Annotated in this window: 27 protein-coding genes; 10 read left to right on the forward strand and 17 right to left on the reverse strand. The window is 55.0% G+C overall.

Annotation, left to right across the window (positions count from 1 at the left end; translation table 11 throughout):
- Positions 1-87: 87 nt before the first annotated feature.
- Both IM303_RS19610 and IM303_RS19615 read left to right on the forward strand, forming a co-directional pair.
- The gene (locus tag IM303_RS19610; protein WP_028014092.1) at positions 88-936 is read left to right on the forward strand and encodes a MurR/RpiR family transcriptional regulator; all 849 of its coding nucleotides are present in this window, start codon (positions 88-90) and stop codon (positions 934-936) included.
- Between the two features lie 46 nt (positions 937-982).
- On the forward strand, positions 983-1,243 hold the full coding sequence (locus tag IM303_RS19615) for a YfhL family 4Fe-4S dicluster ferredoxin (RefSeq protein WP_028014093.1): 261 nt from the start codon (positions 983-985) through the stop codon (positions 1,241-1,243).
- Here IM303_RS19615 and acpS read toward each other — a convergent pair.
- The 12 genes from acpS to rseD all read right to left on the reverse strand — a co-directional run bounded on the left by acpS (position 1,240) and on the right by rseD (position 10,655).
- Positions 1,240-1,620: a holo-ACP synthase gene (acpS, locus tag IM303_RS19620; RefSeq protein WP_048999420.1), complete on the reverse strand. Its 381-nt coding sequence runs from the start codon at positions 1,618-1,620 to the stop codon at positions 1,240-1,242. The two genes, IM303_RS19615 and acpS, sit on opposite strands and share 4 nt — an antisense overlap.
- On the reverse strand, positions 1,620-2,351 hold the full coding sequence (pdxJ, locus tag IM303_RS19625) for a pyridoxine 5'-phosphate synthase (protein ID WP_041908673.1): 732 nt from the start codon (positions 2,349-2,351) through the stop codon (positions 1,620-1,622). The genes acpS and pdxJ overlap by 1 nt, the downstream gene beginning before the upstream one ends.
- Positions 2,352-2,384: 33 nt before the next feature.
- On the reverse strand, positions 2,385-3,092 hold the full coding sequence (gene recO, locus IM303_RS19630) for a DNA repair protein RecO (RefSeq protein ID WP_048999421.1): 708 nt from the start codon (positions 3,090-3,092) through the stop codon (positions 2,385-2,387).
- 18 nt (positions 3,093-3,110) lie between these two features.
- Positions 3,111-4,016, reverse strand: a complete 906-nt coding sequence (gene era, locus IM303_RS19635; protein WP_028014097.1) for a GTPase Era — start codon at positions 4,014-4,016, stop codon at positions 3,111-3,113.
- Positions 4,013-4,693 (reverse strand): ribonuclease III, encoded by a 681-nt coding sequence (gene rnc / locus IM303_RS19640; protein ID WP_003860711.1) that lies wholly within the window; start codon positions 4,691-4,693, stop codon positions 4,013-4,015. The genes era and rnc overlap by 4 nt, the downstream gene beginning before the upstream one ends.
- Before the next feature lie 222 nt (positions 4,694-4,915).
- Positions 4,916-5,890 (reverse strand): signal peptidase I, encoded by a 975-nt coding sequence (lepB, locus tag IM303_RS19645; protein ID WP_047364182.1) that lies wholly within the window; start codon positions 5,888-5,890, stop codon positions 4,916-4,918.
- Positions 5,891-5,906: 16 nt separating this feature from the next.
- Positions 5,907-7,706, reverse strand: coding sequence for a translation elongation factor 4 (lepA, locus tag IM303_RS19650; RefSeq protein WP_028014099.1), 1,800 nt, complete (start codon positions 7,704-7,706; stop codon positions 5,907-5,909).
- 185 nt (positions 7,707-7,891) lie between these two features.
- Positions 7,892-8,368: a SoxR-reducing system protein RseC gene (gene rseC / locus IM303_RS19655; RefSeq protein WP_045260167.1), complete on the reverse strand. Its 477-nt coding sequence runs from the start codon at positions 8,366-8,368 to the stop codon at positions 7,892-7,894.
- A complete protein-coding gene (gene rseB / locus IM303_RS19660; protein ID WP_048999422.1) occupies positions 8,365-9,318 on the reverse strand; it encodes a sigma-E factor regulatory protein RseB in 954 nt (317 codons plus the stop codon). Before rseB ends, rseC begins: the two co-directional genes overlap by 4 nt.
- On the reverse strand, positions 9,318-9,968 hold the full coding sequence (gene rseA / locus IM303_RS19665) for an anti-sigma-E factor RseA (RefSeq protein WP_048960043.1): 651 nt from the start codon (positions 9,966-9,968) through the stop codon (positions 9,318-9,320). Before rseA ends, rseB begins: the two co-directional genes overlap by 1 nt.
- Before the next feature lie 31 nt (positions 9,969-9,999).
- Positions 10,000-10,575 carry an RNA polymerase sigma factor RpoE gene (gene rpoE / locus IM303_RS19670; protein WP_028014102.1) on the reverse strand — a complete coding sequence of 192 codons (576 nt, stop codon included), beginning with the start codon at positions 10,573-10,575 and terminating at the stop codon, positions 10,000-10,002.
- A complete protein-coding gene (rseD, locus tag IM303_RS22405; RefSeq protein WP_231940818.1) occupies positions 10,572-10,655 on the reverse strand; it encodes a rpoE leader peptide RseD in 84 nt (27 codons plus the stop codon). The genes rpoE and rseD overlap by 4 nt, the downstream gene beginning before the upstream one ends.
- Before the next feature lie 343 nt (positions 10,656-10,998).
- Here rseD and nadB point away from each other — a divergent pair, with 343 nt between their 5' ends.
- Positions 10,999-12,618: an L-aspartate oxidase gene (gene nadB / locus IM303_RS19680; RefSeq protein WP_045260165.1), complete on the forward strand. Its 1,620-nt coding sequence runs from the start codon at positions 10,999-11,001 to the stop codon at positions 12,616-12,618.
- On the opposite strand, the gene IM303_RS19685 is transcribed toward nadB, so the two are convergent.
- Positions 12,603-13,340 (reverse strand): tRNA1(Val) (adenine(37)-N6)-methyltransferase, encoded by a 738-nt coding sequence (locus tag IM303_RS19685; RefSeq protein ID WP_028014104.1) that lies wholly within the window; start codon positions 13,338-13,340, stop codon positions 12,603-12,605. The genes nadB and IM303_RS19685 overlap by 16 nt on opposite strands.
- A gap of 132 nt (positions 13,341-13,472) precedes the next feature.
- Here IM303_RS19685 and srmB point away from each other — a divergent pair, with 132 nt between their 5' ends.
- Positions 13,473-14,801 (forward strand): ATP-dependent RNA helicase SrmB, encoded by a 1,329-nt coding sequence (gene srmB / locus IM303_RS19690; protein WP_047368112.1) that lies wholly within the window; start codon positions 13,473-13,475, stop codon positions 14,799-14,801.
- A 52-nt stretch (positions 14,802-14,853) separates the two neighbouring features.
- Here srmB and grcA read toward each other — a convergent pair whose 3' ends face one another.
- Entirely contained in the window at positions 14,854-15,237 is a 384-nt protein-coding gene (gene grcA, locus IM303_RS19695) for an autonomous glycyl radical cofactor GrcA (protein ID WP_006176733.1), read from the reverse strand.
- A gap of 314 nt (positions 15,238-15,551) precedes the next feature.
- Here grcA and ung point away from each other — a divergent pair, with 314 nt between their 5' ends.
- Entirely contained in the window at positions 15,552-16,241 is a 690-nt protein-coding gene (ung, locus tag IM303_RS19700) for a uracil-DNA glycosylase (RefSeq protein ID WP_193360184.1), read from the forward strand.
- 39 nt (positions 16,242-16,280) lie between these two features.
- Here ung and IM303_RS19705 read toward each other — a convergent pair whose 3' ends face one another.
- Complete coding sequence (locus IM303_RS19705; protein WP_139963977.1) at positions 16,281-17,366, reverse strand: tRNA/rRNA methyltransferase; 1,086 nt, start codon at positions 17,364-17,366, stop codon at positions 16,281-16,283.
- Positions 17,367-17,570: 204 nt separating this feature from the next.
- Between IM303_RS19705 and trxC the strand changes: the two genes are divergently transcribed.
- The 5 genes from trxC to IM303_RS19730 all read left to right on the forward strand — a co-directional run bounded on the left by trxC (position 17,571) and on the right by IM303_RS19730 (position 23,292).
- On the forward strand, positions 17,571-17,990 hold the full coding sequence (trxC, locus tag IM303_RS19710; RefSeq protein ID WP_028014108.1) for a thioredoxin TrxC: 420 nt from the start codon (positions 17,571-17,573) through the stop codon (positions 17,988-17,990).
- Positions 17,991-18,059: 69 nt separating this feature from the next.
- On the forward strand, positions 18,060-18,758 hold the full coding sequence (gene tapT, locus IM303_RS19715) for a tRNA-uridine aminocarboxypropyltransferase (RefSeq protein WP_045260163.1): 699 nt from the start codon (positions 18,060-18,062) through the stop codon (positions 18,756-18,758).
- Positions 18,759-18,793: 35 nt separating this feature from the next.
- Entirely contained in the window at positions 18,794-21,457 is a 2,664-nt protein-coding gene (pat, locus tag IM303_RS19720) for a protein lysine acetyltransferase (protein ID WP_193360185.1), read from the forward strand.
- 110 nt (positions 21,458-21,567) lie between these two features.
- On the forward strand, positions 21,568-22,923 hold the full coding sequence (pssA, locus tag IM303_RS19725; protein WP_045260161.1) for a CDP-diacylglycerol--serine O-phosphatidyltransferase: 1,356 nt from the start codon (positions 21,568-21,570) through the stop codon (positions 22,921-22,923).
- Positions 22,924-22,968: 45 nt separating this feature from the next.
- Positions 22,969-23,292, forward strand: coding sequence for a YfiM family lipoprotein (locus IM303_RS19730; RefSeq protein ID WP_045260160.1), 324 nt, complete (start codon positions 22,969-22,971; stop codon positions 23,290-23,292).
- On the opposite strand, the gene IM303_RS19735 is transcribed toward IM303_RS19730, so the two are convergent.
- Both IM303_RS19735 and IM303_RS19740 read right to left on the reverse strand, forming a co-directional pair.
- Complete coding sequence (locus IM303_RS19735) at positions 23,289-24,596, reverse strand: MFS transporter (protein ID WP_041908648.1); 1,308 nt, start codon at positions 24,594-24,596, stop codon at positions 23,289-23,291. The genes IM303_RS19730 and IM303_RS19735 overlap by 4 nt on opposite strands.
- A 151-nt stretch (positions 24,597-24,747) precedes the next feature.
- Positions 24,748-25,200, reverse strand: a complete 453-nt coding sequence (locus IM303_RS19740) for a DUF4385 domain-containing protein (protein ID WP_041908646.1) — start codon at positions 25,198-25,200, stop codon at positions 24,748-24,750.
- Between the last annotated feature and the right edge of the window lie 196 nt (positions 25,201-25,396).

Raw genomic sequence — 25,396 nt, forward strand, 5'->3', positions numbered from 1 at the left:
TAATCACACTATAATGGAATATAAAATTCATTCAGGCGAGCAGAATTCGTTTTTGCGCAGACAATCACATTTCCGCCGGGAGTACTCATGAACTGTTTAATTCGCATTCGCCAGCGCTACGCCGGCTTTGCTCAAAGCGACAAAAAGCTGGCGGATTTTCTGCTTTCTCAGCCCGATCGCGCCCGCCACCTCAGCTCACAGCAGCTGGCAAGCGAAGCTGGAGTGAGCCAGTCAAGCGTGGTGAAATTTGCCCAGAAGATCGGGTTTAAGGGTTTTCCCGCTCTTAAGCTGGCAATCAGCGAAGCGCTGGTGAGTAACCCGAATCCGCAGTCCATGCCGGTGCATAACCAGATCCGCGGCGATGACCCGATGCGTCTGGTTGGGGAAAAGCTGATCAAGGAGAACGTGGCGGCCATGCACGCCACGCTGGACGTGAATACCGAAGAGAAATTACTGGAAAGCGTGGCGATGCTGCGGGCGGCGCGGCGTATTATTTTGACCGGTATTGGCGCGTCCGGTCTGGTGGCGCGTAATTTTGGCTGGAAGCTGACTAAAATCGGTTTTAACGCCATCGTCGAGCAGGATATGCACGCCCTGCTGGCGACCGTGCAGGCGATGGATCCTGACGATCTGCTGCTGGCCATCTCCTACTCCGGCGAGCGCCGCGAGATCAACATGGCGACCGACGAAGCCCTGCGCGTCGGCGGCAAAATTCTGGCGATCACCGGCTTTACGCCAAATGCGCTGCAGCAGCGGGCAACGCGCTGTTTGTATACCATTGCCGAAGAGCAGGCCACGCGCAGCGCGGCAATTTCGTCCACCAGCGCACAAATGATGCTGACGGACCTGCTGTTTATGGCGCTGGTACAGCAGGATCTGGAGCGCGCGCCCGAGCGCATTCGTCACAGCGAAGAACTGGTAAAGAAACTGGTTTGACGCGTATAATGCCCGCCCAGTTTGTGTTGTTTCTGAGAATTTCCTGATGGCGCTGTTAATTACCAAAAAATGCATCAATTGCGATATGTGCGAACCCGAATGCCCGAACCAGGCGATTTCGATGGGCGACAGCATTTACGAGATTAACAGCGACCGCTGCACGGAATGCGTCGGCCACTATGAGACGCCGACCTGCCAGAAGGTGTGCCCGATCCCCAACACTATTCTGAAGGATCCGACACACGTCGAGAGCGAAGAGCAGCTGTGGGATAAATTTGTCCTGATGCACCACGCGGACAAAATTTAGCTTTCGATAATCACCGTCGCGCTGGCATAGTGGCGTTCATCTGCGATCGTCACGTGCATATGATTCACCCCCAGCCTCTCCGCCAGCTTTTGCGCTTCACCCCACAGACGCAGGCGCGGTTTGCCCAGATCATCATTAAAAACTTCGAACTGGTTAAATGCCAGGCCGTTACGAATGCCGGTCCCGAACGCTTTGGCTGCCGCCTCTTTTACCGCAAAGCGCTTTGCCAGAAAACGCACCGGCTGCTGGTGCGCTTCCCAGATGGCCCATTCGTTATCGCTCAGCACGCGCCTTGCCAGGCGATCGCCGCTCCGGGCGATCACCGCTTCAATGCGAGCTATTTCGACGATATCGGTGCCTAAGCCCAGAATGGCCATTACTGACGCGCTTCCAGCATCAGGCGTTTCATCTCTGAAACCGCCTCTTTCAGGCCGCTCATCACCGCGCGGCCAATAATGGCGTGGCCGATGTTCAGCTCATGCATTTCCGGCAGAGCAGCAATGGCCTTCACGTTGTGGTAGGTCAGGCCGTGACCGGCATTAACCTTCAGTCCCAGGCTCGCGGCGTAGGTGGCCGCTTTGGCGATACGCTCCAGCTCTTTGGCCTGCTCGGCATCGTTTTTAGCATCGGCATAGCAGCCGGTGTGAATTTCGATATACGGCGCGCCCACGTCGGCTGCCGCTTTAATCTGCGCGAAATCGGCGTCGATAAACAGAGAAACCAGGATACCGGCATCCGCCAGGCGCTTGCAGGCATCGCGCATTTTGTCCTGCTGCCCCGCCACGTCCAGTCCACCTTCGGTGGTCACTTCCTGGCGTTTTTCCGGCACCAGGCAGCAGAAGTGCGGTTTGGTCTCGCAGGCAATGGTCAGCATCTCTTCGGTGACCGCCATCTCCAGATTCATACGGGTGTCCAGCGTCTGACGAAGAATGCGCACGTCGCGGTCGGTAATGTGGCGGCGGTCTTCACGCAGGTGAACGGTAATGCCGTCGGCACCAGCCTGTTCAGCGATAAACGCCGCCTGAACCGGATCGGGATACGCCGTGCCGCGCGCGTTACGCAGGGTGGCGATGTGGTCGATGTTGACGCCTAACAGTAATTCAGCCATGACAATCCTCGGTTTTCTTTCTGATGCTGTGGTCTAACGTTTGGGCATAAACTGCCTGAATAATTCGCGGCTCTTTAAGGGCTTGCCGCCAAGATACGGCTTGAGGGCAATCCGGGTAAAGCGTTTTGCTGCGCGCAGGGTATCGGCGTCCGGAAACTCGCGTTCATAAAGCGCTTTGAGCTGGCGTCCGGTAAAAGTACTGTTATCAACGACGACGCTGGCAATAAAGCCTTTTTCTTCGCGGTAGCGGTAGGTCATGGTGTCTTCCACCTCATCACCGCTGCCTGCGCAGTGCAGAAAATCCACGCCGTACCCGAGGTGGCCCAGCAGCGCCAGTTCGAAACGACGCAGGGCGGGTTCGGGCGTGCCGGTCGCACCCGCCAGTGCCTGGATACAGTGCAGATAATCGAAGAAAAGTTCCGAGAAGCGAGTCTCATGTTCAAGGACGCGGGAGATGAGCTCGTTGACATACAGACCGCTGTAGAGCGTGATGCCAGAAAGGGGAAGCGCCAGAGAGACGGCTTCAGCGCTGCGCAAGGTTTTGACTTCCCCTCGCCCGCCAAAGCGAACCAGCAGCGGCGTAAAAGGCTGTAGGGCACCCTTCAGATTAGAACGTTTGGATCGTGCGCCTTTCGCAACAAGGCGCACGCGGCCCGACTCTTCCGTGAAGACGTCCAGCATCAGGCTGGTTTCGCTCCAGGGACGACTATGGAGAACGAAGGCGCGCTGCCAACCTTCCATTATACTCGTCGTCTTGAGTTACTGATCTTCGCCGTAACCGAGGCTGCGCAGAGCACGCTCATCATCGGCCCAGCCAGATTTCACCTTCACCCACAGTTCCAGATGAACTGGCGCTTCGAACATCTCCTGCATGTCCTTACGGGCTTCGATACCGATGGTTTTGATCTTGGCGCCTTTGTTGCCGATCACCATCTTCTTCTGCCCTTCACGCTCGACGAGGATCAGGCCGTTAATGTCGTAGCCACCGCGCTCGTTGCTCTGGAAACGCTCGATCTCCACCGTCACAGAGTACGGCAGCTCGGCGCCCAGGAAACGCATCAGCTTTTCACGGATGATTTCAGACGCCATAAAGCGCTGAGAGCGATCGGTGATGTAATCTTCCGGGAAGTGGTGAATCGCTTCCGGCAAGTGCTTACGTACGATGCCCGCGATGGTATCGACGTTCAGGCCGGTCTCAGCAGACAGCGGAACGATATCGAGGAAGTTCATCTGGCTGCCCAGCCACTGCAGGTGCGGCAGCAGGTCAGCTTTTTCCTGCACGTTGTCAACTTTGTTGACCGCGAGGATCACCGGCGTTTTGCCGTCACGCAGCTTGTTCAGTACCATTTCGTCGTCCGGCGTCCAGCGGGTGCCCTCCACAACGAAAATCACCAGTTCTACGTCGCCGATGGAGCTGCTCGCCGCCTTGTTCATCAGACGGTTAATGGCGCGCTTCTCTTCCATGTGCAGGCCAGGGGTATCGACGTAGATTGCCTGATATGCGCCTTCAGTATGGATGCCGACGATGCGGTGACGCGTGGTCTGCGCCTTACGCGAGGTGATGGAAATCTTCTGCCCAAGCAGATTATTCAGCAGGGTGGATTTGCCGACGTTCGGACGTCCGACGATGGCAATAAATCCGCAATAGGTTTTTTCTTCGCTCATTCCAGCTCCAGCATTTTTAACGCCTGTTCGGCGGCAGCCTGTTCAGCCTTACGGCGGCTCGAACCTGTGCCCACCACCGGTTCACTCAGGCCACTGACCTGGCAATGGATGGTAAATTCCTGATCGTGCGCTTCGCCACGAACCTGCACCACCAGATAGGATGGCAGCGGCAGATGACGGCCCTGCAAATATTCCTGCAGGCGCGTTTTCGGATCTTTTTGTTTATCGCCCGGGCTAATTTCGTCCAGACGGGTCTGATACCAGTTAAGGATCAGCTTTTCTACGGTCTGGATATCGCTGTCCAGGAACACGCCACCAATTAATGCTTCGACCGTATCGGCAAGAATAGATTCACGACGGAAGCCGCCGCTTTTCAGTTCACCCGGCCCAAGACGCAGACATTCGCCCAGTTCAAATTCGCGCGCGATTTCAGCGAGGGTGTTGCCGCGCACCAGCGTGGCGCGCATGCGGCTCATATCACCTTCGTCCACGCGCGGGAAACGATGATAAAGCGCATTCGCAATCACGAAACTTAAAATAGAGTCACCCAGAAACTCGAGACGCTCATTATGTTTGCTGCTGGCACTGCGATGGGTTAATGCCTGTTGCAACAACTCCTGATGATGAAAAGTGTAGCCCAGCTTCCGTTGAAGCCGATTAATTACGATGGGGTTCATGCGATACCAATAAATGAATGCGTCAAAAATGCAGCACACGAAACCGACCTGAGAAAACCAACGCGGTTTCGTGTGCCGTGGCACCCTTGCAGGGCCAACCATAAACTTCGGGGGAATATTCTATACACAACGACAGGGGATGTCGTTAGTTCAAAGAGATTTATCGAGGAAATAATTCACGTAGCCGCGAAATAACGCGGCTACGTGTTCTTTTCCTGAGAATTAATGGATTCCGCCAATACGATTCAGGCGCACCCCGGTCGGCCACTCGCCTTCCTGCTTCTCAAAACTCATCCAGATCGCGGTTGCTTTACCCACCAGATTCGCTTCCGGCACAAAGCCCCAGTAACGGCTGTCCGCGGAGTTATCGCGGTTATCGCCCATCATGAAGTAGTGTCCCGGCGGTACGATCCAGCTGGCCAGCTGCTGACCCGGCTGTTTGTAATACATCCCCACTTGGTCCTGCGCGATTGGCACGGTCAGAATGCGGTGAGTGACATCGCCCAGCGTCTCTTTGCGCTCAACCAGACGAATGCCGTTCTCTTTGGTTTCACCTTTTGGCACCTGGAAGAATCCGCTGGTCGCTTCACCGCCGTTACGACGGGCGAAAGTCTGCACGAAATCACTTGGCTCAACGTTTGAGTAGGTGATTGGCAGCGCGTTTTCACACGCGGTACCGGAGCTGCAGCCCGGCTGAACGGTGACTTCCTTCGCAACCGGATCGTAGGTCACTTTATCACCCGGCAGCCCCACCGCGCGCTTAATGTAATCCAGACGCGGATCGTCCGGATATTTAAACACCACGATGTCGCCACGTTTCGGATGCCCCGTTTCGATCAGCGTTTTCTGGTAAATCGGATCTTTAATGCCGTAGGCAAACTTCTCAACCAGAATAAAATCACCGATCAGCAGCGTTGGCATCATTGATCCCGATGGGATCTGGAACGGCTCATAAATAAACGAACGTACCACCAGCACAATCGCCAGCACCGGGAACACCGACGCGCCCGTTTCCAGCCAGCCCGGTTTCGGGCCAACTTTCTTCAGGGTTTTCGCGTCAAGCGCATCGCCAGTCGCTGCCTGCGCGGCAGCCTGACGTTCACGGCGTTTTGGGGCGAAGATAAACTTATCCAGGCACCACAGCAGGCCTGTCACCAGCGTAGCGATGACCAGGATCAGGGCAAACATGTTCGCCATGCCAACTCCTTAAAAGTTATTTGCCGTCTTTACCGACATGAAGAATGGCAAGGAATGCTTCCTGCGGCAGCTCAACGTTACCGACCTGCTTCATACGCTTCTTACCTTCTTTCTGCTTCTGCAGCAGCTTTTTCTTACGGCTGACGTCACCGCCATAGCACTTCGCCAGAACGTTTTTACGCAGCTGCTTCACGGTTGAGCGGGCAATGATGTGGTTACCGATGGCCGCCTGAATCGCAATGTCAAACTGCTGACGCGGGATCAGATCTTTCATCTTCTCAACCAGCTCGCGGCCACGGTACGGCGCATTGTCATTGTGGGTGATGAGCGCCAGCGCATCCACACGCTCGCCGTTGATCAGCACGTCCACGCGCACCATGTTGGAGGCCTGGAAACGCTTGAAGTTGTAATCCAGTGACGCATAGCCACGGGAGGTAGACTTCAGACGGTCGAAGAAGTCGAGTACCACTTCCGCCATAGGGATTTCATAGGTCAGCGCCACCTGGTTACCGTGGTAAACCATGTTGGTCTGCACGCCACGCTTCTCAATACAGAGCGTAATAACGTTCCCCAGGAACTCCTGCGGCAGCAGCATGTGACATTCTGCAATAGGCTCGCGCAGCTCGTGAATGTTGTTCAGCGGCGGCAGCTTGGACGGGCTGTCGACGTAGATCACTTCTTTCGAGGTGGTTTCTACTTCGTAGACTACCGTTGGTGCGGTGGTGATCAGATCCAGATCGTATTCACGCTCCAGACGCTCCTGAATAATCTCCATGTGCAGCAGGCCGAGGAAGCCGCAGCGGAAGCCGAAGCCCAGCGCCGTTGAACTTTCTGGCTCGTAGAACAGGGAGGCATCGTTCAGGCTCAGCTTGCCGAGCGCATCGCGGAAGTTTTCGTAGTCGTCAGAGCTGACCGGGAACAGACCCGCGTAAACCTGCGGTTTCACCTTTTTGAAGCCAGGCAGCGCTTTGTCTGCCGGGTTACGCGCGCCGGTCAGGGTATCGCCCACTGGCGCGCCGAGGATGTCTTTAATCGCGCAGACCAGCCAGCCAACCTCGCCGCATTTCAGCTCGGTACGGTCAACCTGTTTTGGCGTGAAGATACCCAGACGGTCTGCGTTGTAGACCTGTCCGGTACTCATAACCTTGATTTTGTCGCCTTTACGCATGGTGCCGTTTTTGATACGCACCAGTGAGACCACGCCCAGGTAGTTATCGAACCAGGAGTCGATGATCAGCGCCTGCAATGGACCATCCGGGTCGCCTTCCGGGGCCGGAATATCACGTACCAGGCGTTCCAGCACGTCGGTCACACCTACACCGGTTTTCGCGGAGCAGCGTACGGCGTCGGTCGCGTCAATGCCGACAATGTCTTCAATCTCTTCCGCCACGCGCTCAGGATCGGCGGCTGGCAGGTCGATTTTGTTCAGAACCGGCACAACCTCGAGATCCATTTCCATCGCGGTGTAACAGTTCGCCAGGGTCTGGGCTTCAACGCCCTGCCCGGCATCGACCACCAGCAGCGCACCTTCACAGGCCGCCAGCGAGCGTGATACTTCATAGGAGAAGTCAACGTGGCCTGGGGTGTCGATAAAGTTCAGTTGATAAGTTTCGCCATCAGAAGCTTTATAGTCGAGCGTCACGCTCTGCGCTTTGATGGTGATACCGCGTTCGCGTTCCAGGTCCATGGAGTCCAGTACCTGGGCTGCCATTTCACGATCAGACAGGCCACCGCAAATCTGGATAATACGGTCAGACAGCGTCGACTTACCGTGGTCAATGTGAGCAATGATCGAAAAGTTACGTATGTTCTTCATATAGTTAAATAATTATGCCTTACGAATTCCTGGAGGCCGCTGTTCTTAGCCTGACGTTTTTCAGTGCGAAAACGCAGCATTCTACACTACATACCCGCAACCTGGAAATGCACTTAGAGCCAAGCATAGCGCGAAGAAATGGCGTTTTCTTTTTTGAGATGTAAATAATGATAAAGCCCGGTGGATCACCGGGCCTCAGAAGAGAGCGTCTCGACGCGAAGTTGGTCAGGCGCCAGCGCAACGCTCAGAATAACGGGCTGCCACTCATCGCGCGCGGCGAGCTTCGGTGAGATGCCTTTGGCAAGCCAGAATCCCCCTACGCCACCCAAAGCTGCACCGCACATGGCGGCCACGTCGGTACCAAACAGCATCTGAAAAAGGCCGCCCATGACAAACAGCCCCACCAGCGGGGAGAGATAGACCAGCATCGCGGAACTCAGCAGACTGCCTTCCGTAATGCCCAGTTCCACCTTCTGACCCGCCACCAGCGGCTGTTCGCTCGGCACGGAGATCGTATGCGATGTCTGTGGCCCTAACTTATTCAGCACGCGACTGCCACAACCGGCTCGGGATGCGCAGCTATTGCATGAGGCTTTAACATCACAGCTGACCAGCGCAATACCATTCTGCCACGAGACGACGGTCGCCCACTCTTTAATCATTGTGCGGCCCTGAATTTAATGCTGTCTGAAATGCGCTTCGCCGTCTGCGGAGGTAATTCCCCCACAATCGTGATTTCTGCGTTATCGCGAACCATGGTGCTGACCGTACGACGCCCGGTACGAAGCATTTGTTCAGCGCTGTTTGCCGTTGCGCGGTTGATATTCACCGAGAAGCTGAACAAGCCATCGGAATAGAGGCGTGATTCAACCGGCGTATCAATGGTGGGCAACTGACGACGGCTGCTGGACACTTCGCTAAAGCCTTGCGGTATCCAGGAAGGAACCCAGTTGAAATTAGCGGAGTCCCCTGCAGGAACAGAAAGCAGCGGCGGCAGGCTGGCCTTCGCCAGATTCTGCATGCTGTTACCAACCTGATTGTTCACGCTAAAGGAGATGACGCGGAACTGTTCAAGCGTCTCGCCGTCGCGGTCGAGCAGGTCCACGCGCATCGGCAGCTTGGTTTCCGCATCAATCCAGACGATATAGCTGTAGCGCGTACCATCGCGCGCAACCACGCGGATCACTTCACACAGCCTGTCTGCAATACGGGTGCGCCCTACCGAAATAAAATCATAGTAAGGGGCAAGTCGTTTGAAGTCGGTATAGATAAGCGACGGTAGAGAATCAACGATATAGTCGCCATTCAGCGTGAAAGGCTCCAGACCGGGCTCGAAATAGCTGATTTCGTTGCCACGCTGGACAACTTCCCGACGCGGGCCATCCATCTGTAAAAGCTGGGCGAGCGGCTGGTTATCAAGACGGGCATGGCGATAGCGTAACGACTCGACGCCCTGCTTGTTGATGCTGATAAATGCCAACTCGTAATTGAGTGACTGGCTGGCCAGATTCATTTGCTGCAACAACGCCCCGGATGAAACATCAGCCGAGGCGTTAGCAGAGAAGAACAGGCTACCCGCCATCAGAGACATGGCGAACCAAAGTTGCTTCATTACTGCGATTGCGTTCCTAAAGTTTGGTTTCCGGGCACCTGCACAGCAGCTTGCTGAGTTTGGGCCTGCTCAAACTGAAGCTGTTCAGAGTGCAGACGACGCTGCAACTCATAATCCTGCAACATCGCATTAATGCGACGGCGCTGCTCCTGAACCTGCTGTTGCTGACCGCCACTGGCGGAGGCATCAGCCGGTACGCCCAGACTTACCGGGCTGGCTTTGCCCATCATCGGCAGTGTGTTAAACACTGGCGCTTCTGGCTGCTGATTAGTTTCAGACTGAGTATTATAGTGCTGGACGCCAACGATAACTGCAAGCGATACGCATGCAGCCACCCCCATTTGGGTGAGCTGGCTGGCCCACGGACGCACTTTTTTCCAGAACGGCATTTTCTGCCACTGGTGCGGTGCGGGTTGCGCTTCAGGAATCAGCGGAGTGGTCTGATGAACAGGCTCATTCTCGATGGCCGCCATCACGCGGGCTGAGATATCGAAATGGAGAACCTCTCCGGTATCACCGCGCAGCGTGTCACGGATGAGATGGTAACTCTCCCAGGTCTCTTGCATTTCGGGAGAATGAGACAGCTCGTTGAGCAGCTCACTATCCAGCGTCTCACCATCCATTAAAGCGGAAAGTTTTTCTTTCTGCATGCCTAATACCTTTTCCAGTATCCCGCTATCGTCAACGCCTGATAAGCGGTTGAACTTTATTATCAATAGCTTCTCGCGCACGGAAAATTCGTGAACGAACCGTGCCGACCGGACAATCCATGATAGCGGCTATCTCTTCATAGCTCAGACCATCAAGCTCCCGTAACGTAATTGCCATGCGTAAATCTTCCGGGAGTGACTCGATCGTGCGAAAAACAATTTGTCTCAGTTCTTCTGACAACATTAAGTTCTCAGGGTTCGAAATTTCTTTCAGCGCACCGCCACTTTCGAAGTTTTCGGCGTCGATAGCGTCTACATCACTGGACGGCGGACGACGACCCTGAGCAACCAGGTAATTCTTTGCCGTATTGACAGCAATACGGTACAGCCAGGTATAAAAAGCACTATCTCCCCGGAAAGATTCCAGCGCGCGATAGGCCTTAATAAAAGACTCTTGCACCACATCAGGTACATCACCTGACGGTACATAGCGGGAAACCAGACTCGCCACCTTATGCTGGTAGCGTACCACCAGTAGGTTAAAGGCTTTCTGATCTCCCTTCTGGACCCGTTCAACCAGGACCTGGTCCGTTAACTGCTCGCTCATCCGAGGTAATGTCTCCCCAAACCTAAATTCCACGCGTTATCGAAACGCCACTCTATAACTACCGCACTTTGAGCAAGCACCAGCTTAGAGTGTCTGATCTTCAATAAGTTCCGTAACGCCTTTGTTTTTGTTCATCGCGCCGCAGACCGTTCATTTTCTCTCATTATAAGTCTGTTCACGATACGCACCACTTTCTGACAAGAAACATCTTTTTCCCGCCAGAAGAGTAACGCAACACAGGCTTTATTTCACCACAAAATCTGACGCTAACGATCTGCTTCGCAAAATAATTTCATTTATTTACCCTTCGTTTACCCCTGCCTGTGCGTTTAGTCATTGCAACTTCCATTAAAAAAAACGTGCGATATCTCGCATTCAGGTGCTATTCTGCCCCAACACTGTTTAGTAAATTAAACAACAATCATGAACACAACACCTGAACTTCATTGTGATGTACTGATCATCGGCAGCGGCGCTGCCGGTCTCTCTCTGGCGCTGCGTCTGGCTGAACATCAGAACGTTATCGTTCTGAGCAAAGGCCCGATAAGTGAAGGCTCCACATTTTATGCTCAGGGCGGCATTGCCGCAGTATTTGACGAGACCGACAGCATTGCGTCACATGTGGAAGATACGCTGATTGCCGGGGCCGGGATCGTGGATGCGCACGCGGCAGAGTTTGTCGCCAGCAATGCCCGCCATTGCGTTCAGTGGCTTATCGATCAGGGTGTTTTATTCGATACTCAGGTTCAGCCCAACGGTGAAGAGAGCTACCACTTAACGCGTGAAGGCGGCCATAGCCACCGCCGCATCCTGCACGCCGCGGATGCTACCGGAAAAGAAGTGGAAACCACGCTGGTCAGCAAAGCGCTGAACCATCCTAACATCCGGGTCCTTGAGCGGAGCAACGCGGTTGATCTGATCATTTCCGACAAGATAGGCCTGCCCGGTACGCGTCGCGTGGTGGGAGCGTGGGTCTGGAACCGTAATAAAGAGAAGGTGGAAACCTGTCAGGCGAAGGCTGTGGTGTTGGCTACAGGTGGCGCCTCTAAGGTGTATCAGTACACCACGAATCCGGATATCGCTTCCGGGGACGGTATCGCTATGGCCTGGCGCGCCGGCTGCCGCGTGGCGAATCTCGAATTTAATCAGTTTCACCCCACCGCCCTGTTCCACCCTCAGGCGCGAAATTTCCTGCTGACGGAAGCCCTGCGCGGCGAAGGGGCTTATCTGAAACGCCCTGACGGTACCCGCTTTATGCCGGACTTTGACGCCCGCGGTGAACTGGCGCCGCGTGATATTGTTGCCCGCGCCATCGACCACGAAATGAAGCGCCTTGGCGTGGACTGCATGTATCTCGATATCAGCCATAAGCCGGCAGAATTCATTCGCCAGCATTTCCCGATGATTTACGAAAAGCTGCTCAATCTTGGCATTGATTTAACCCGCGATCCGGTGCCCATTGTCCCGGCCGCCCACTATACCTGCGGCGGCGTGATGGTTGACGATCACGGACGCACTGATGTAGACGGTCTGTATGCTATTGGTGAGGTCAGCTATACCGGGCTACACGGCGCGAACCGTATGGCGTCTAACTCGCTGCTTGAATGTCTGGTGTACGGCTGGTCAGCGGCGGAGGACATCGCGAAGCGCATGCCTTACGCCCGTGAAACAGAGCGTTTACCGGCCTGGGATGAAAGCCGCGTGGAGAACCCGGACGAGCTGGTGGTGATCCAGCACAACTGGCACGAGCTGCGGCTGTTTATGTGGGACTACGTTGGGATTGTGCGCACCACGAAACGTCTGGAACGCGCGTTGCGCCGCATTACGATGCTGCAGCAGGAAATTGATGAATATTATGCCCATTTCCGCGTCTCCAACAATCTGCTGGAGCTGCGCAATCTGGTGCAGGTTGCCGAGCTGATTGTTCGCTGCGCGATGATGCGTAAAGAGAGCCGCGGTTTGCACTACACACTCGACTACCCGGATCGGCTTGCTGAGTCCGGCCCGTCGATACTCGCCCCGCAGGTTTACATAAATAAATAAAACGCCTGGGTCAGAGCCGTGTAATCTTCGGAATAACGCTGGTCTGGCCCACGGATCACCATACGGTCATTAAAACACTCACCCTCTTTTGGCGACAGCGCCAGCAGCACGCGGTGCGGCAATCGGCCTTCCGTATCAGAGATGTCAGTTCGCAAACGTAACGTCCAGCCGATCTCCTGCGCGGTAGCGATAAACGTGTTGCCCGTACTTTCTGGCAGCACCACGCAGAAAAAGCCCTCTTCTGAGATAAGTTCAGCCGCGTTGACGAGCAGCGCTTTGTGATCGAGTGAACCGGTATAGCGCGCCTGTTCACGCTCCGGTGTACCGCACTCCACGCCGGGTTCGTAGTAAGGGGGGTTGCTGACGATCAGATCGTAACGCGCCGTCTGCTCTGGCGCCCAGGCCAGCACGTCCGCGCACTTAACGGTTATCCGGTCAGCCCAGGGGGACTCGGCCGCGTTTTCACCCGCCTGCCCTGCGGCCTGCGCATCCAGCTCCACGGCATCAATCGTGACATGCTCTTCAGTACGCTGCGCCAGCATCAAGGCCACCAGCCCGCTGCCGGTACCGATATCAAGAATACGCTTAACACCTGCGACAGGTGCCCATGCTCCCAGTAAAATGCCGTCTGTACCGACTTTCATGGCACAGCGATCGTGAGCGACAAAAAATTGTTTAAACGTAAAACCATCGCGGCGCAGCTGCGCTTTGAGTTGAGACATGTCAGGGCAACCTTCTAAGTGAAACTGGAGTAGCATAGGGGAAAGCGAAGTGGCCGCAAAGCGATATCCATACAAACAGATGAAGATTACAGCCGTAACGTCTATAATCAGCGCCCCACACAGAGGTAGAACATGACTGTAACGACTTTTTCCGAACTTGAACTCGATGAAAGCCTGCTCAATGCTCTTGAGAGCAAAGGCTTTACACGCCCGACCGCCATTCAGGCAGCGGCCATTCCGCCTGCGCTTGAGGGCCGCGATGTGCTCGGTTCTGCGCCAACCGGCACGGGGAAGACAGCAGCCTATTTGCTGCCTGTGTTGCAGCACCTGCTCGACTTTCCACGTAAAAAATCTGGCCCGCCGCGTATTTTGATCCTGACGCCTACGCGCGAGCTGGCCATGCAGGTTGCCGATCACGCGCGTGAACTCGCGGCGAATACGCATCTGGATATCGCCACCATCACCGGCGGCGTTGCGTATATGAACCACGCCGAAGTGTTCAGCGAAAACCAGGACATCGTCGTCGCGACGACGGGCCGCCTGCTGCAGTATATTAAAGAAGAGAACTTCGACTGCCGCGCGGTAGAAACGCTGATCCTCGACGAAGCGGACCGCATGCTGGACATGGGCTTTGCGCAGGATATCGAGCATATTGCAGGTGAAACGCGCTGGCGTAACCAGACGATGCTGTTCTCTGCCACCCTTGAAGGGGATGCGATTAAAGACTTCGCAGAGCGTCTGCTGGAAGATCCGGTGGAAGTCTCTGCGACGCCATCCACGCGAGAGCGTAAAAAGATCCACCAGTGGTATTACCGTGCGGACAACCTTGAGCATAAGGTTGAGCTGCTCAAGCACCTGCTAACGCAGGAAGACGCCACCCGCACTATCGTGTTTGTGCGTAAGCGCGAGCGCGTGCACGAGCTGGCTGAAATGCTGCGCAACGCCGGGATCAACAACTGCTATCTTGAAGGTGAGATGGCGCAGATCAAGCGTACCGAAGGCATTAAGCGCCTGACCGATGGCCGCGTTAACGTGCTGGTCGCAACAGACGTTGCCGCCCGCGGGATCGACATCCCTGACGTGAGCCACGTCATTAACTTCGATATGCCGCGCAGCGGAGATACCTACCTGCACCGCATTGGCCGTACCGGTCGCGCGGGCCGCAAAGGGATTGCAATTTCACTGGTTGAAGCGCATGACTACCTGCTGCTGCAGAAAATTGGCCGCTATGTTGACGAGCCGCTGAAAGCGCGCGTTATTGATGGCTTGCGCCCAACCACACGTGCGCCGAGTGAAAAAATGACGGGTAAACCGTCCAAGAAAGCGCTCGCGAAACGTGCTGAGAGAAAAGAGAAAGAAAAAGAGAAGCCGCGCGTGAAGCAGCGCCACCGCGATACCAAAAACATTGGTAAGCGTCGTAAGCCAAGCGCTGCCGCGCAGGAAACGAAGACTGAAGAGTAAGAAAAAGCCGGGGTAATCCCCGGCTTTTTTGTTCCCCCCCGTGGCTGAAGCCTTACAGGCTTTCAGTAAAGGTACGGGCGATAACGTCGCGCTGCTGTTCTGGAGTCAGTGAGTTAAAGCGAACCGCATAACCAGACACGCGGATAGTCAGCTGTGGGTATTTTTCCGGGTGCTCAACGGCATCCATCAGCGTTTCGCGGCGGAGCACGTTAACGTTCAGGTGCTGACCCCCTTCAACGCGCACTTCCGGCTGCACTTCCATTGGGATTTCACGGTATTCGATTTCGCCCAGTTTATTCACCGGTACGATTTCATCTTCAGCAAAACCCGCTTTCGCGACCACACAGCGCGCTTCATTTTTCTCGCTGTCCAGCAGCCAGAAAGAGTTGAGCAGATCGTCATTTGCCGCTTTGGTAATCTGGATACCTGTAATCATGTGTTGCCTCCCTTAGGCTACATTAACTGATGCTGGCCTTACGCGGCCAATTGGTAAAACCATTGTTTCTTGTGTGTATATATATCATTCACACCACGGCGATTTATTGATTTAAATCAACAAAAACACCAACCACATAAAGAGTGTGGTTTGAATTTATTGCTTTAGATCAATTTCACACCCCCATCAACTCAACTTAACCTGCATCATTTCAAAATAAATTTAACGACTTAGCACGCATTTCAGCGCGTAATTTTGCTCACAAGCGTTAAACAGGTAAGCTAGTGACAGATTGAGATTCGCAGGAGAGCGACATGACGACACCTTTAACCTGGCATGACGTGCTGGCAGAAGAAAAGCAGCAGCCTTATTTTATCAATACGCTCAGTACCGTTGCCGCTGAGCGTCAGGCCGGGCAAACGATTTATCCGCCGCAAAAAGATGTATTCAACGCGTTTCGCTATACCGAGTTGAGCGATGTGAAAGTCGTCATTCTGGGCCAGGATCCCTATCACGGCCCTGGGCAGGCGCACGGGCTGGCATTTTCCGTACGCCCAGGCGTGGCGATCCCCCCTTCTCTGCTCAACATGTATAAAGAGCTTGAGGGAACCGTGCCCGGGTTTACCCGCCCCAACCACGGTTATCTGGAAAGCTGGGCGCGCCAGGGCGTGCTGTTATTGAACACGGTGCTCACCGTACGGGCGGGCCAGGCGCACTCGCACGCCAGCCTTGGGTGGGAAACCTTTACCGATAAAGTTATCAGCCTTATCAACGAGCATCGTGAAGGGGTCGTGTTTTTACTCTGGGGTTCTCACGCGCAGAAGAAAGGGGCAATTATCGATCGTCAGCGTCATCACGTGTTGAAGGCACCGCACCCGTCACCGCTTTCTGCCCATCGCGGTTTCTTTGGCAGTAATCATTTTGTTCTGGCAAATGAATGGCTGGAAAAACGTGGCGAAACGCCAATTGACTGGATGCCTGTGTTACCGGCAGAGAGCGAGTAGGGTTTGAATGTGCCGGGTCAGGCCCGGCACATAAGAGGCTTATGCCTTATTCTGACGCCACCACTCGGCCAGCAGCACGCCGGTCGCAACGGATACGTTCAGACTTTCCACATTGCCCGTCCCGTCGATGGAGACGCTCAGATCCGAGCTGGAGAGCGCCGCATCAGACAGACCATCGCGTTCCTGACCCAACACCAGCACCATCTTGCGCGGCAGCGTCGCTTTAAACAGCGGCGTACCGGCATGGCTGGATGTGGTCACGATGGAATAGCCCGCTTTACGGAACTGCTCGAGGGCATCCAGAACGCTGTCGCCGGTGATCGGCTGTACGTGCTCGGCTCCGCCTTCCGCAGTACGGATCGCGGCGCCGGATTCCAGCAGCGCGGCATCCTGCAGCAGCACGCCCTTCACGCCAAAATGGGCGCAGCTGCGCATCATTGCGCCCAGGTTGTGCGGGTTGCCCACGTCTTCCAGCGCCAGCACGCAGTCATCGGCATCTGCCTGGCTGACCCACTGCTGAACTGTCGTGCCGTTACGTTTTTTAATCAGGAAGCAGACGCCGCCGTGGTGCTCGGTACCGGACGCTTTTGTCAGTTCAGCATCATCAACCACGTGGTAGGCTTTGCGGTTCGCGGCCATCCAGCGCAGCGCTTCTTTAAAGCGCGGGGTCACGCTCTGGATAAACCAGGCGCGGACGATACACTCAGGACGGCTCTGGAACAGCGCCTGGCAGGCGTTCTCGCCATATACACGGGTCTCTTCCGCGCGCTGACGACGCAGCACTTCCGGGTCGATAAAGCTTTTACCGCTGATACCGCCGTGATCGGCTTTTTCCGGCGTCTCATCGCCAGGGGCGCGAGAAACGGTGCGCCACGGAGAGGCGTTATCACGTGAGAAGTCATCACGCGGACGGTCATCGCGCTTGCGATCGTCACGCTTGCGGTCATCACCGCGGTTATTTCTGTCATCGCGGGCGGGGCGACGGCCACCGTCTGCACGAGAGGACGCTGGACGCCCGCCACCTTTTCCGGTACGCGGATTTTGGGTGCGTTTATCAGAGTCATCATCACTGCGGACATACATCACTTTGACCTTGCCGCTTTTGTTTTTCATTTCGTCGTTCATGCTTTTCTCCACCAGCGCTGCGCGAAGCGCGCAGATTACCCGATGTGCCAGCGCATAGCCATAATTTCGTACAAAAGCCTGTGACTATTGTTCCCATTGAATAAAACGCATTGTCGTTTCATACAGGCTCACTGATAATATGTAACATATCAGAAACATTATCGGCGTTCTGCCGCTGTCCCACGGCTCTATCAGAGGTTAGTTATGAATACCGTATGTGCCAACTGTCAGGCTTTAAACCGCATTCCGGACGATCGGATGGATGACGGTGCGAAATGCGGACGTTGTGGCCATGAATTGTTTGATGGCGATGTCATTAACGCGACGGGTGCTACGCTGGACAAACTCCTCAAGGACGATCTCCCTGTGGTGGTCGATTTCTGGGCGCCATGGTGCGGTCCGTGCCGCAGCTTCGCGCCAATCTTCGAAGATGTGGCCGAAGAGCGCAGCGGAAAAATGCGGTTCGTTAAGGTTAATACCGAGGCCGAACGCGAGTTAAGCGCACGTTTTCGTATTCGCAGTATCCCGACCATCATGATTTTCAAAAATGGTGAAGTGATCGATATGCTCAACGGTGCGGTTCCAAAAGCACCTTTTGATAGCTGGTTAAACGAATCGCTGTAACATTCCCGGGGCACACCTTGTGCCCCGTTCCCGCCTCTGCGAAAATAGGGTTTTTCCTCCATTTCGCCCATGACTGATAACGCTGTCCTTAAATTACGCGCCGAACGCCTTGCGCGCGCGACTCGCCCCTTTCTTGCACGTGGCAATCGCATACGTCGCTGTCAGCGCTGCCTGCTGCCGCTGAAGGTGTGTCTGTGCGAGACGCTGGCCCCAAGTACTGCGGAGAGCCGCTTTTGTCTGGTCATGTTCGATACCGAGCCGATGAAGCCCAGTAATACGGGGCGTCTTATTGCCGATATTCTGCCGGATACCGCCGCGTTTCAGTGGTCGCGCACTGAGCCACCTCAGGCTCTGCTCGACCTGGTGGCAAGCCCGGACTACCAGCCGATGGTGGTTTTCCCGGCATCTTATGCGGGAGAACAGCGTCAGGTCCTTACCGCGCCGCCATCAGGGAAACCACCGCTGTTTATTATGCTGGACGGTACCTGGACCGAAGCGCGGAAAATGTTTCGCAAAAGTCCTTACCTCGACGCTCTGCCGGTTATTTCTGTCGATCTTTCCCGCGTCTCGGCCTACCGCCTGCGCGAAGCGCATGCTGACGGGCAATACTGCACTGCCGAAGTAGCCATTGCGCTACTGGATTTAGCAGGAGATACCGCTGCAGCTGGCGCCCTGGGCAACCATTTCTCATGCTTCCGGGAGCGCTATCTGGCGGGAAAAACCGTTCATAAGGGCAGCATCACAGCAACGGAGACAGAAAGCGTTTAAAATCATCAGGTCGCTTGCATTCACAGGAGGCCTGCATGAGCCAGAGAGGGTTAGAAGCGCTACTCCGTCCTAAATCCATTGCCGTCATCGGCGCATCAATGAAACCGGATCGTGCAGGCTATCTGATGATGCGCAACCTGCTGGCCGGAGGATTTAACGGTCCCGTTATGCCCGTCACGCCGTCTTATAAGGCCGTTCAGGGCGTGCTTGCCTGGCCGGACGTGGAGAGCCTGCCTTACGTACCGGATCTCGCCGTTCTGTGTACAAACGCCAAACGCAATCCGGAACTGCTGGAGTCACTCGGCAAGAAAGGGTGTAAAACCTGCATTATTCTCTCGTCTCCGCCTGAACAGCAGCCCGAACTGCTGGCCTGCGCCAGCCGCTATCAGATGCGCATTCTCGGGCCGAACAGCCTGGGTCTGCTCGCGCCCTGGCAGGGGCTGAACGCCAGCTTCTCCCCGGTGCCGATCCGTAAAGGCAAGCTGGCGTTTATCTCGCAGTCGGCTGCGGTCTCAAACACCATCCTTGACTGGGCACAGCAGCGTGAAATGGGATTCTCCTACTTCATTGCTCTGGGCGACAGCCTGGATATTGACGTTGACGAACTGCTGGATTTCCTGGCGCGAGACAGCAAAACCAGCGCAATCCTTCTTTATCTTGAGCACCTGAGCGACGCCCGTCGTTTTGTTTCCGCTTCGCGTAGCGCATCGCGCAATAAACCGATCCTCGTTATCAAAAGCGGTCGCAGCCCTGCGGCGCAGCGTCTGCTGCAGTCTCATTCCGGTATGGATCCGGCCTGGGATGCTGCCATTCAGCGCGCGGGGTTGCTGCGGGTGCAGGATACACACGAGCTTTTTTCCGCCGTTGAGACGTTGAGCCACATGCGTCCGCTGCGCGGCGAGAAGTTAATGATTGTCAGCAATGGCGCGGCCCCTGCCGCGCTGGCGCTGGATGAGCTTTGGCTGCGTAACGGCAAGCTGGCCACGCTGGGTGAAGAGACGCTGCAACGCCTCAGAGAGGCGCTTCCGGCAAGCGTGACGCCTGGCAATCCGCTTGATTTGCGCGATGATGCCAGCAGCGATCGCTATATCAGAGCAATCTCCATATTGCTGGACAGCCAGGATTTCGATGCGCTAATGATTATCCACTCCCCCAGCGCGGCCGCGCCGGGCAGTGAAAGCGCGCGGGCGCTGATTGAGGCGGTACGAAATCATCCGCGCGGCAAATATGTCACCCTGCTGACCAACTGGTGCGGTGAGTTTTCCTCTCAGGAGGCGCGACGCTTGTTCAGTGAAGCCGGACTGCCAACCTACCGCACGCCGGAAGGCACCATCACGGCATTTATGCATATGGTGGAATATCGCCGCAACCAGAAACAGCTGCGTGAGACACCGGCTTTGCCCGGAAACCTGACGGCGAACACCGTCGACGTTCATCGGCTGTTACAGCAGGCCATTGAAGAAGGCGCGACCTCGCTTGATACGCATGAAGTGCAGCCCATACTGGGCAGCTACGGGATGCAAACTCTGCCAACCTGGATCGCCAGCGACAGCGCTGAGGCCGTACATATAGCCGAACAGATTGGCTACCCGGTCGCCCTGAAGCTTCGTTCCCCCGATATCCCGCATAAGTCTGACGTTCAGGGGGTCATGTTGTACCTGCGTACGGCAACGGAGGTGCAGCAGGCAGCTGATGCCATTTTCGATCGCGTCAAAATGGCCTGGCCGCAGGCTCGGATCCACGGACTGCTGGTGCAAAGCATGGCTAACCGCGCGGGCGCCCAGGAACTGCGGGTGGTGGTTGAACACGATCCTGTCTTCGGCCCGCTCATTATGTTGGGGGAAGGCGGCGTTGAGTGGCGTCCAGAGGAACAGGCCGCGGTGGCGCTACCGCCGCTGAACATGAATCTGGCGCGCTATCTGATCATTCAGGCGATTAAAAGCAAAAAGATCCGGGGCCGCAGCGCCCTGCGTCCGCTCGATATTGCCGGGTTGAGTCAGTTCCTGGTGCAGGTGTCTAACCTGGTTGTAGATTGTGCGGAGATCCAGCGGCTGGATATCCATCCGCTGCTCGCCTCCGGCACTGAGTTTACGGCGCTGGACGTAACGCTGGATATCGCGCCATTTGAAGGGGACAGAGAGAGTCGCCTGGCGATCCGTCCGTATCCTCTGCAGCTGGAGGAGTGGGTCGAGATGAAGAATGGGGAACGCGCCCTGTTCCGCCCTATTCTGCCGGAAGATGAACCGCAGCTGCGTACCTTTATTTCTCAGGTTACGAAAGAAGATCTCTATTATCGCTACTTTAGCGAAATCAACGAATTTACCCACGATGATTTAGCCAATATGACCCAAATCGACTACGATCGAGAGATGGCGTTTGTGGCCGTTCGACGTTCCGATCGGGGCGATGAGATCCTCGGCGTGACGCGCGCAATTTCTGACCCGGATAACATTGACGCGGAATTTGCTGTGCTGGTGCGCTCCGATCTTAAAGGCCTGGGTCTGGGCAGACGACTGCTGGAAAAACTCATCAGTTATACGCGAGATCACGGATTGTTACGCCTGAATGGCATTACTATGCCGAACAATCGCGGTATGGTGACCCTGGCGCGAAAACTCGGATTTGACGTTGATATTCAGCTGGACGAAGGTATTGTCGCCTTATCCCTCGGCCTGACACCGGCAGACAAACCCGAGTAAGCTACTGGAAATGTTACCCACTTTGGACGGGACTGGTGGTATCATTGTCCGCTTATGTTGTTTGCATGGTACAGACAACCCTTCAATGAACAGAGAAGAAACGCACTGTGATGTTGTCAAAATTTAAGCGTAATAAACATCAACAACACCTTGCTCAACTACCGAAGATTTCTCAGTCAGTTGATGATGTAGAGTTCTTTTACGCTCCCGCTCATTTTCGGGAGACGCTTCTGGAAAAGATTGCCAGTGCCACGCGACGCATTTGCATTGTGGCCCTGTATCTTGAACAAGATGAAGGCGGGCGCGCGATCCTGAACGCGCTCTATGAAGCCAAGCGTCTGCGTCCGGAACTGGATGTTCGCGTGCTGGTTGACTGGCATCGCGCCCAGCGTGGCCGTATTGGCGCGGCCGCTTCAAACACCAATGCAGACTGGTATTGCCGCACGGCGCAGGAAAATCCTGGCGTCGATGTACCTGTTTATGGCGTCCCGGTGAATACCCGCGAAGCGCTCGGTGTCCTTCATTTTAAAGGGTTCATCATCGATGACAGCGTGCTTTACAGCGGCGCAAGCCTCAATGATGTCTACCTTCATCAGCTCGATAAATATCGCTATGACCGCTACCATCTGATCCGTAATCCTCAGATGGCCGATATCATGTTTAACTGGGTTGATAAAAACCTGGTACATGGCCGTGGCGTTAATCGCCTTGACGATCCCGAGCGCCCTAAGAGCCCGGAAATCAAAAACGATGTTCGCGCCTTCCGCCAGGAGCTGCGCGATGCTGTTTACCATTTTCAGGGCGACGCTAACAACGAAGAGTTATCCGTTACCCCGCTGGTTGGGCTTGGCAAATCAAGCCTGCTGAATAAAACGATTTTCCATCTGATGCCGTGCGCGGAGCAAAAGCTCACCATCTGTACGCCGTACTTTAACCTTCCTGCCGTGCTGGTGCGTAATATCATTCAGCTGCTGCGCGATGGTAAAAAAGTGGAAATTATCGTTGGGGATAAAACGGCGAACGACTTCTTCATACCTGAAGATCAGCCGTTCAAAATCATCGGTGCGCTGCCTTATCTTTATGAAATTAACCTGCGCCGCTTCCTGAGCCGTTTACAGTATTACGTAAACACTGACCAGTTGGTTGTGCGTCTGTGGAAAGATGAAGACAACAGTTACCATCTGAAAGGTATGTGGGTCGACGATGAGTGGATGCTGCTGACCGGTAACAACCTGAACCCGCGCGCGTGGAGACTGGATCTGGAAAACGCGATCCTGATCCATGACCCGCAGCATGAGTTAGCCGCACAGCGTGAGCGTGAACTGGAGTTGATTCGCACGCACACCACGGTGGTTAATCATTACCGCGAGCTGCAGAGCATTGCCGATTATCCGGTGAAAGTTCGCAAGCTGATTCGCCGCTTGCGTCGTATCCGTATTGACCGACTTATCAGCCGAATTCTGTAATGTCCAGGCCCTGTTACCCGCAGGGCTTTTTTATGGAGCCCGTTGATGCGTATTCCTCTGTTACTGAGCGCTTTCTTTCTGACTGGCTGCAGTCATATGGCCAATGATAGCTGGTCCGGTCAGGACAAAGCACAACACTTCCTCGCTTCCGCTATGCTGTCTGCAGCCGGTAATGAGTACGCGCAGCATCAGGGATACAGCCGGGACCGTAGCGCGGCGATAGGGTTGATGTTCTCAGTGGGCCTTGGGGCATCAAAAGAACTATGGGATAGCCGCCCCGCAGGGAGCGGCTGGAGCTGGAAAGATTTCGCCTGGGATGTCGCCGGCGCAACAACCGGCTACGCCGTCTGGCAGATGGCACATTATTAAAGGCGGATACCTTTTCCTTTGCGATGCAGCATCAGCGAGACAATAAACGCCAGCGCTCCCATTACGGTGACATACCAGAAGAAGGTCGTTTCACTGCCCCACGACTTAAGCGATAGCGCGACATACTCTGCCGAACCGCCAAACAGGGCATTCGCGACCGCATAAGAGAGGCCAACACCCAGCGCCCTCACCTGTGCGGGAAACATTTCCGCTTTCAAAATGCCGCTGATTGCCGTGTAAAAACTGATAATAATGAGTGCCACCATGATCAGCGCGAAAGCGGCATACGGCGACGTTGTCTGCTGTAGCGCAGTCAAAAGCGGAACGGTACCCAGGGTGAGCATGCCGCCAAAGATCAGCATGGAGGTGCGGCGACCTATTTTGTCCGACAGCGCGCCGACAATCGGCTGGATAAGCATAAAGACGAGTAACGCCACCGTCATGACGACGCTCGCAACGTTTGCATGCATGCCCGTGGTGTTAACCAGATATTTTTGCATATAGGTGGTAAAGGTATAGAAACTTAGCGAGCCCGCGGCGGTAAAACCTAACACCATCAAAAATGCTTTGCGGTTTCGCCAGAGCCCCTTCATCGAGCCCGCCTCTTTCAGCGCCCTGACCTCCTGTTGAGAGGTTTCATCAAGCTGACGGCGTAGCCACAGGGCGACAACCGCCAGGGCAGCGCCCATAGCAAACGGGATGCGCCAGCCCCAGGCGTGCAGATCTTCATCGCTAAGGATTTGTTGCAGGATCACCACAACCAGTAATGCCAGCAGCTGTCCGCCAATGAGGGTCACATACTGGAATGATGCATAGAAACCTTTTCGGCCTTCAACCGCCACTTCGCTCATGTATGTCGCACTGGTGCCGTATTCCCCACCGACCGACAGCCCCTGGAACAGACGTGCCAGCAGCAGCAACGCTGGTGCCCATGTTCCGATAGTGTCATATCCGGGCAGGCAGGCAATCACCAGCGAGCCGACGCACATCATGCATACGGAGATGAGCATGGAGGTCTTGCGCCCTTTTCTGTCTGCGATCCTGCCGAACAGCCATCCACCGATCGGGCGCATCAGGAACCCGGCGGCAAAAACGCCTGCGGTTTGCAGAAGCTGAGTGGTGGTATTCCCGGACGGGAAAAAGATATGCGCAAAGTAGAGTGAACAGAATGAATAGACGTAAAAGTCAAACCACTCTACGAGGTTCCCCGAGGAGGCCCCAACGATTGCCCAAACCCGACGACGGGTATCCTTACCTGCCAAATTGGTGTTATCCGTATCTGCACTGGCTACGGTTTCTGTCATTTTAAAATCCCCTGTCTCACATTGCGGGCCATTGCCCACAAACAGTAAAACCGGATTTAAAACGAATCGTTAGGTAAATAAAATGTTTCCAATATGTTTCATTACGTTTTGTGAACTCGATCAGGTCTCGAATTATTAGCGGACGTAGCAATTATCCCCACTTCTGCTGATGCGCCTTTTTTCGCTGCAAATAATCTTCATCTGCACGAATTTTATCCCACCACTTTTTGAAGACCGCGGCGGCTTCGGCTTTTACGGGATCGCAATCCAGCGGTTTGACCTGGCGCTTCTCATCGTACTTTTTACCGCCTTTATGATTGGCGTATCGCCTGGCGCGCGTATAGCCCATCTGAATGAATTTACGCGCCATATCCATACCCACAAAGTCGTTTTGCTGACGATATTCTTCAAACAGGGCGTAAATTTCTTTTGCCGATCGCGCTGCAACTTCAGCATCTTTGTATCGCCAGTGCGGAAGGATCTCGCTTTTATAAGGTTCCACCATGAGCACACCCTGCTCTCCCCGCCCCACCTGATACAGCTCTGCATGGTCACGGAAATTAATGTTGGCAAAATCTTTTTGGTAATCAAAGGGACGTGTCAAAGCGGCACCATTGTTAAAATCGTTTTAACAATTGTAGGCACGGTCAGGCGAAGCCGCCACCTGGTATTTCCGGCGCACAAAGCAAAAAACCCCGCACCTTACGGTACGGGGTTCTTCTTGATTGATGCCTGGCAGTTCCCTACTCTCACATGGGGAGACCCCACACTACCATCGGCGCTACGGCGTTTCACTTCTG

This window comes from Enterobacter cloacae complex sp. P38RS (assembly GCF_014930775.1).
GTDB lineage: Bacteria > Pseudomonadota > Gammaproteobacteria > Enterobacterales > Enterobacteriaceae > Enterobacter > Enterobacter bugandensis.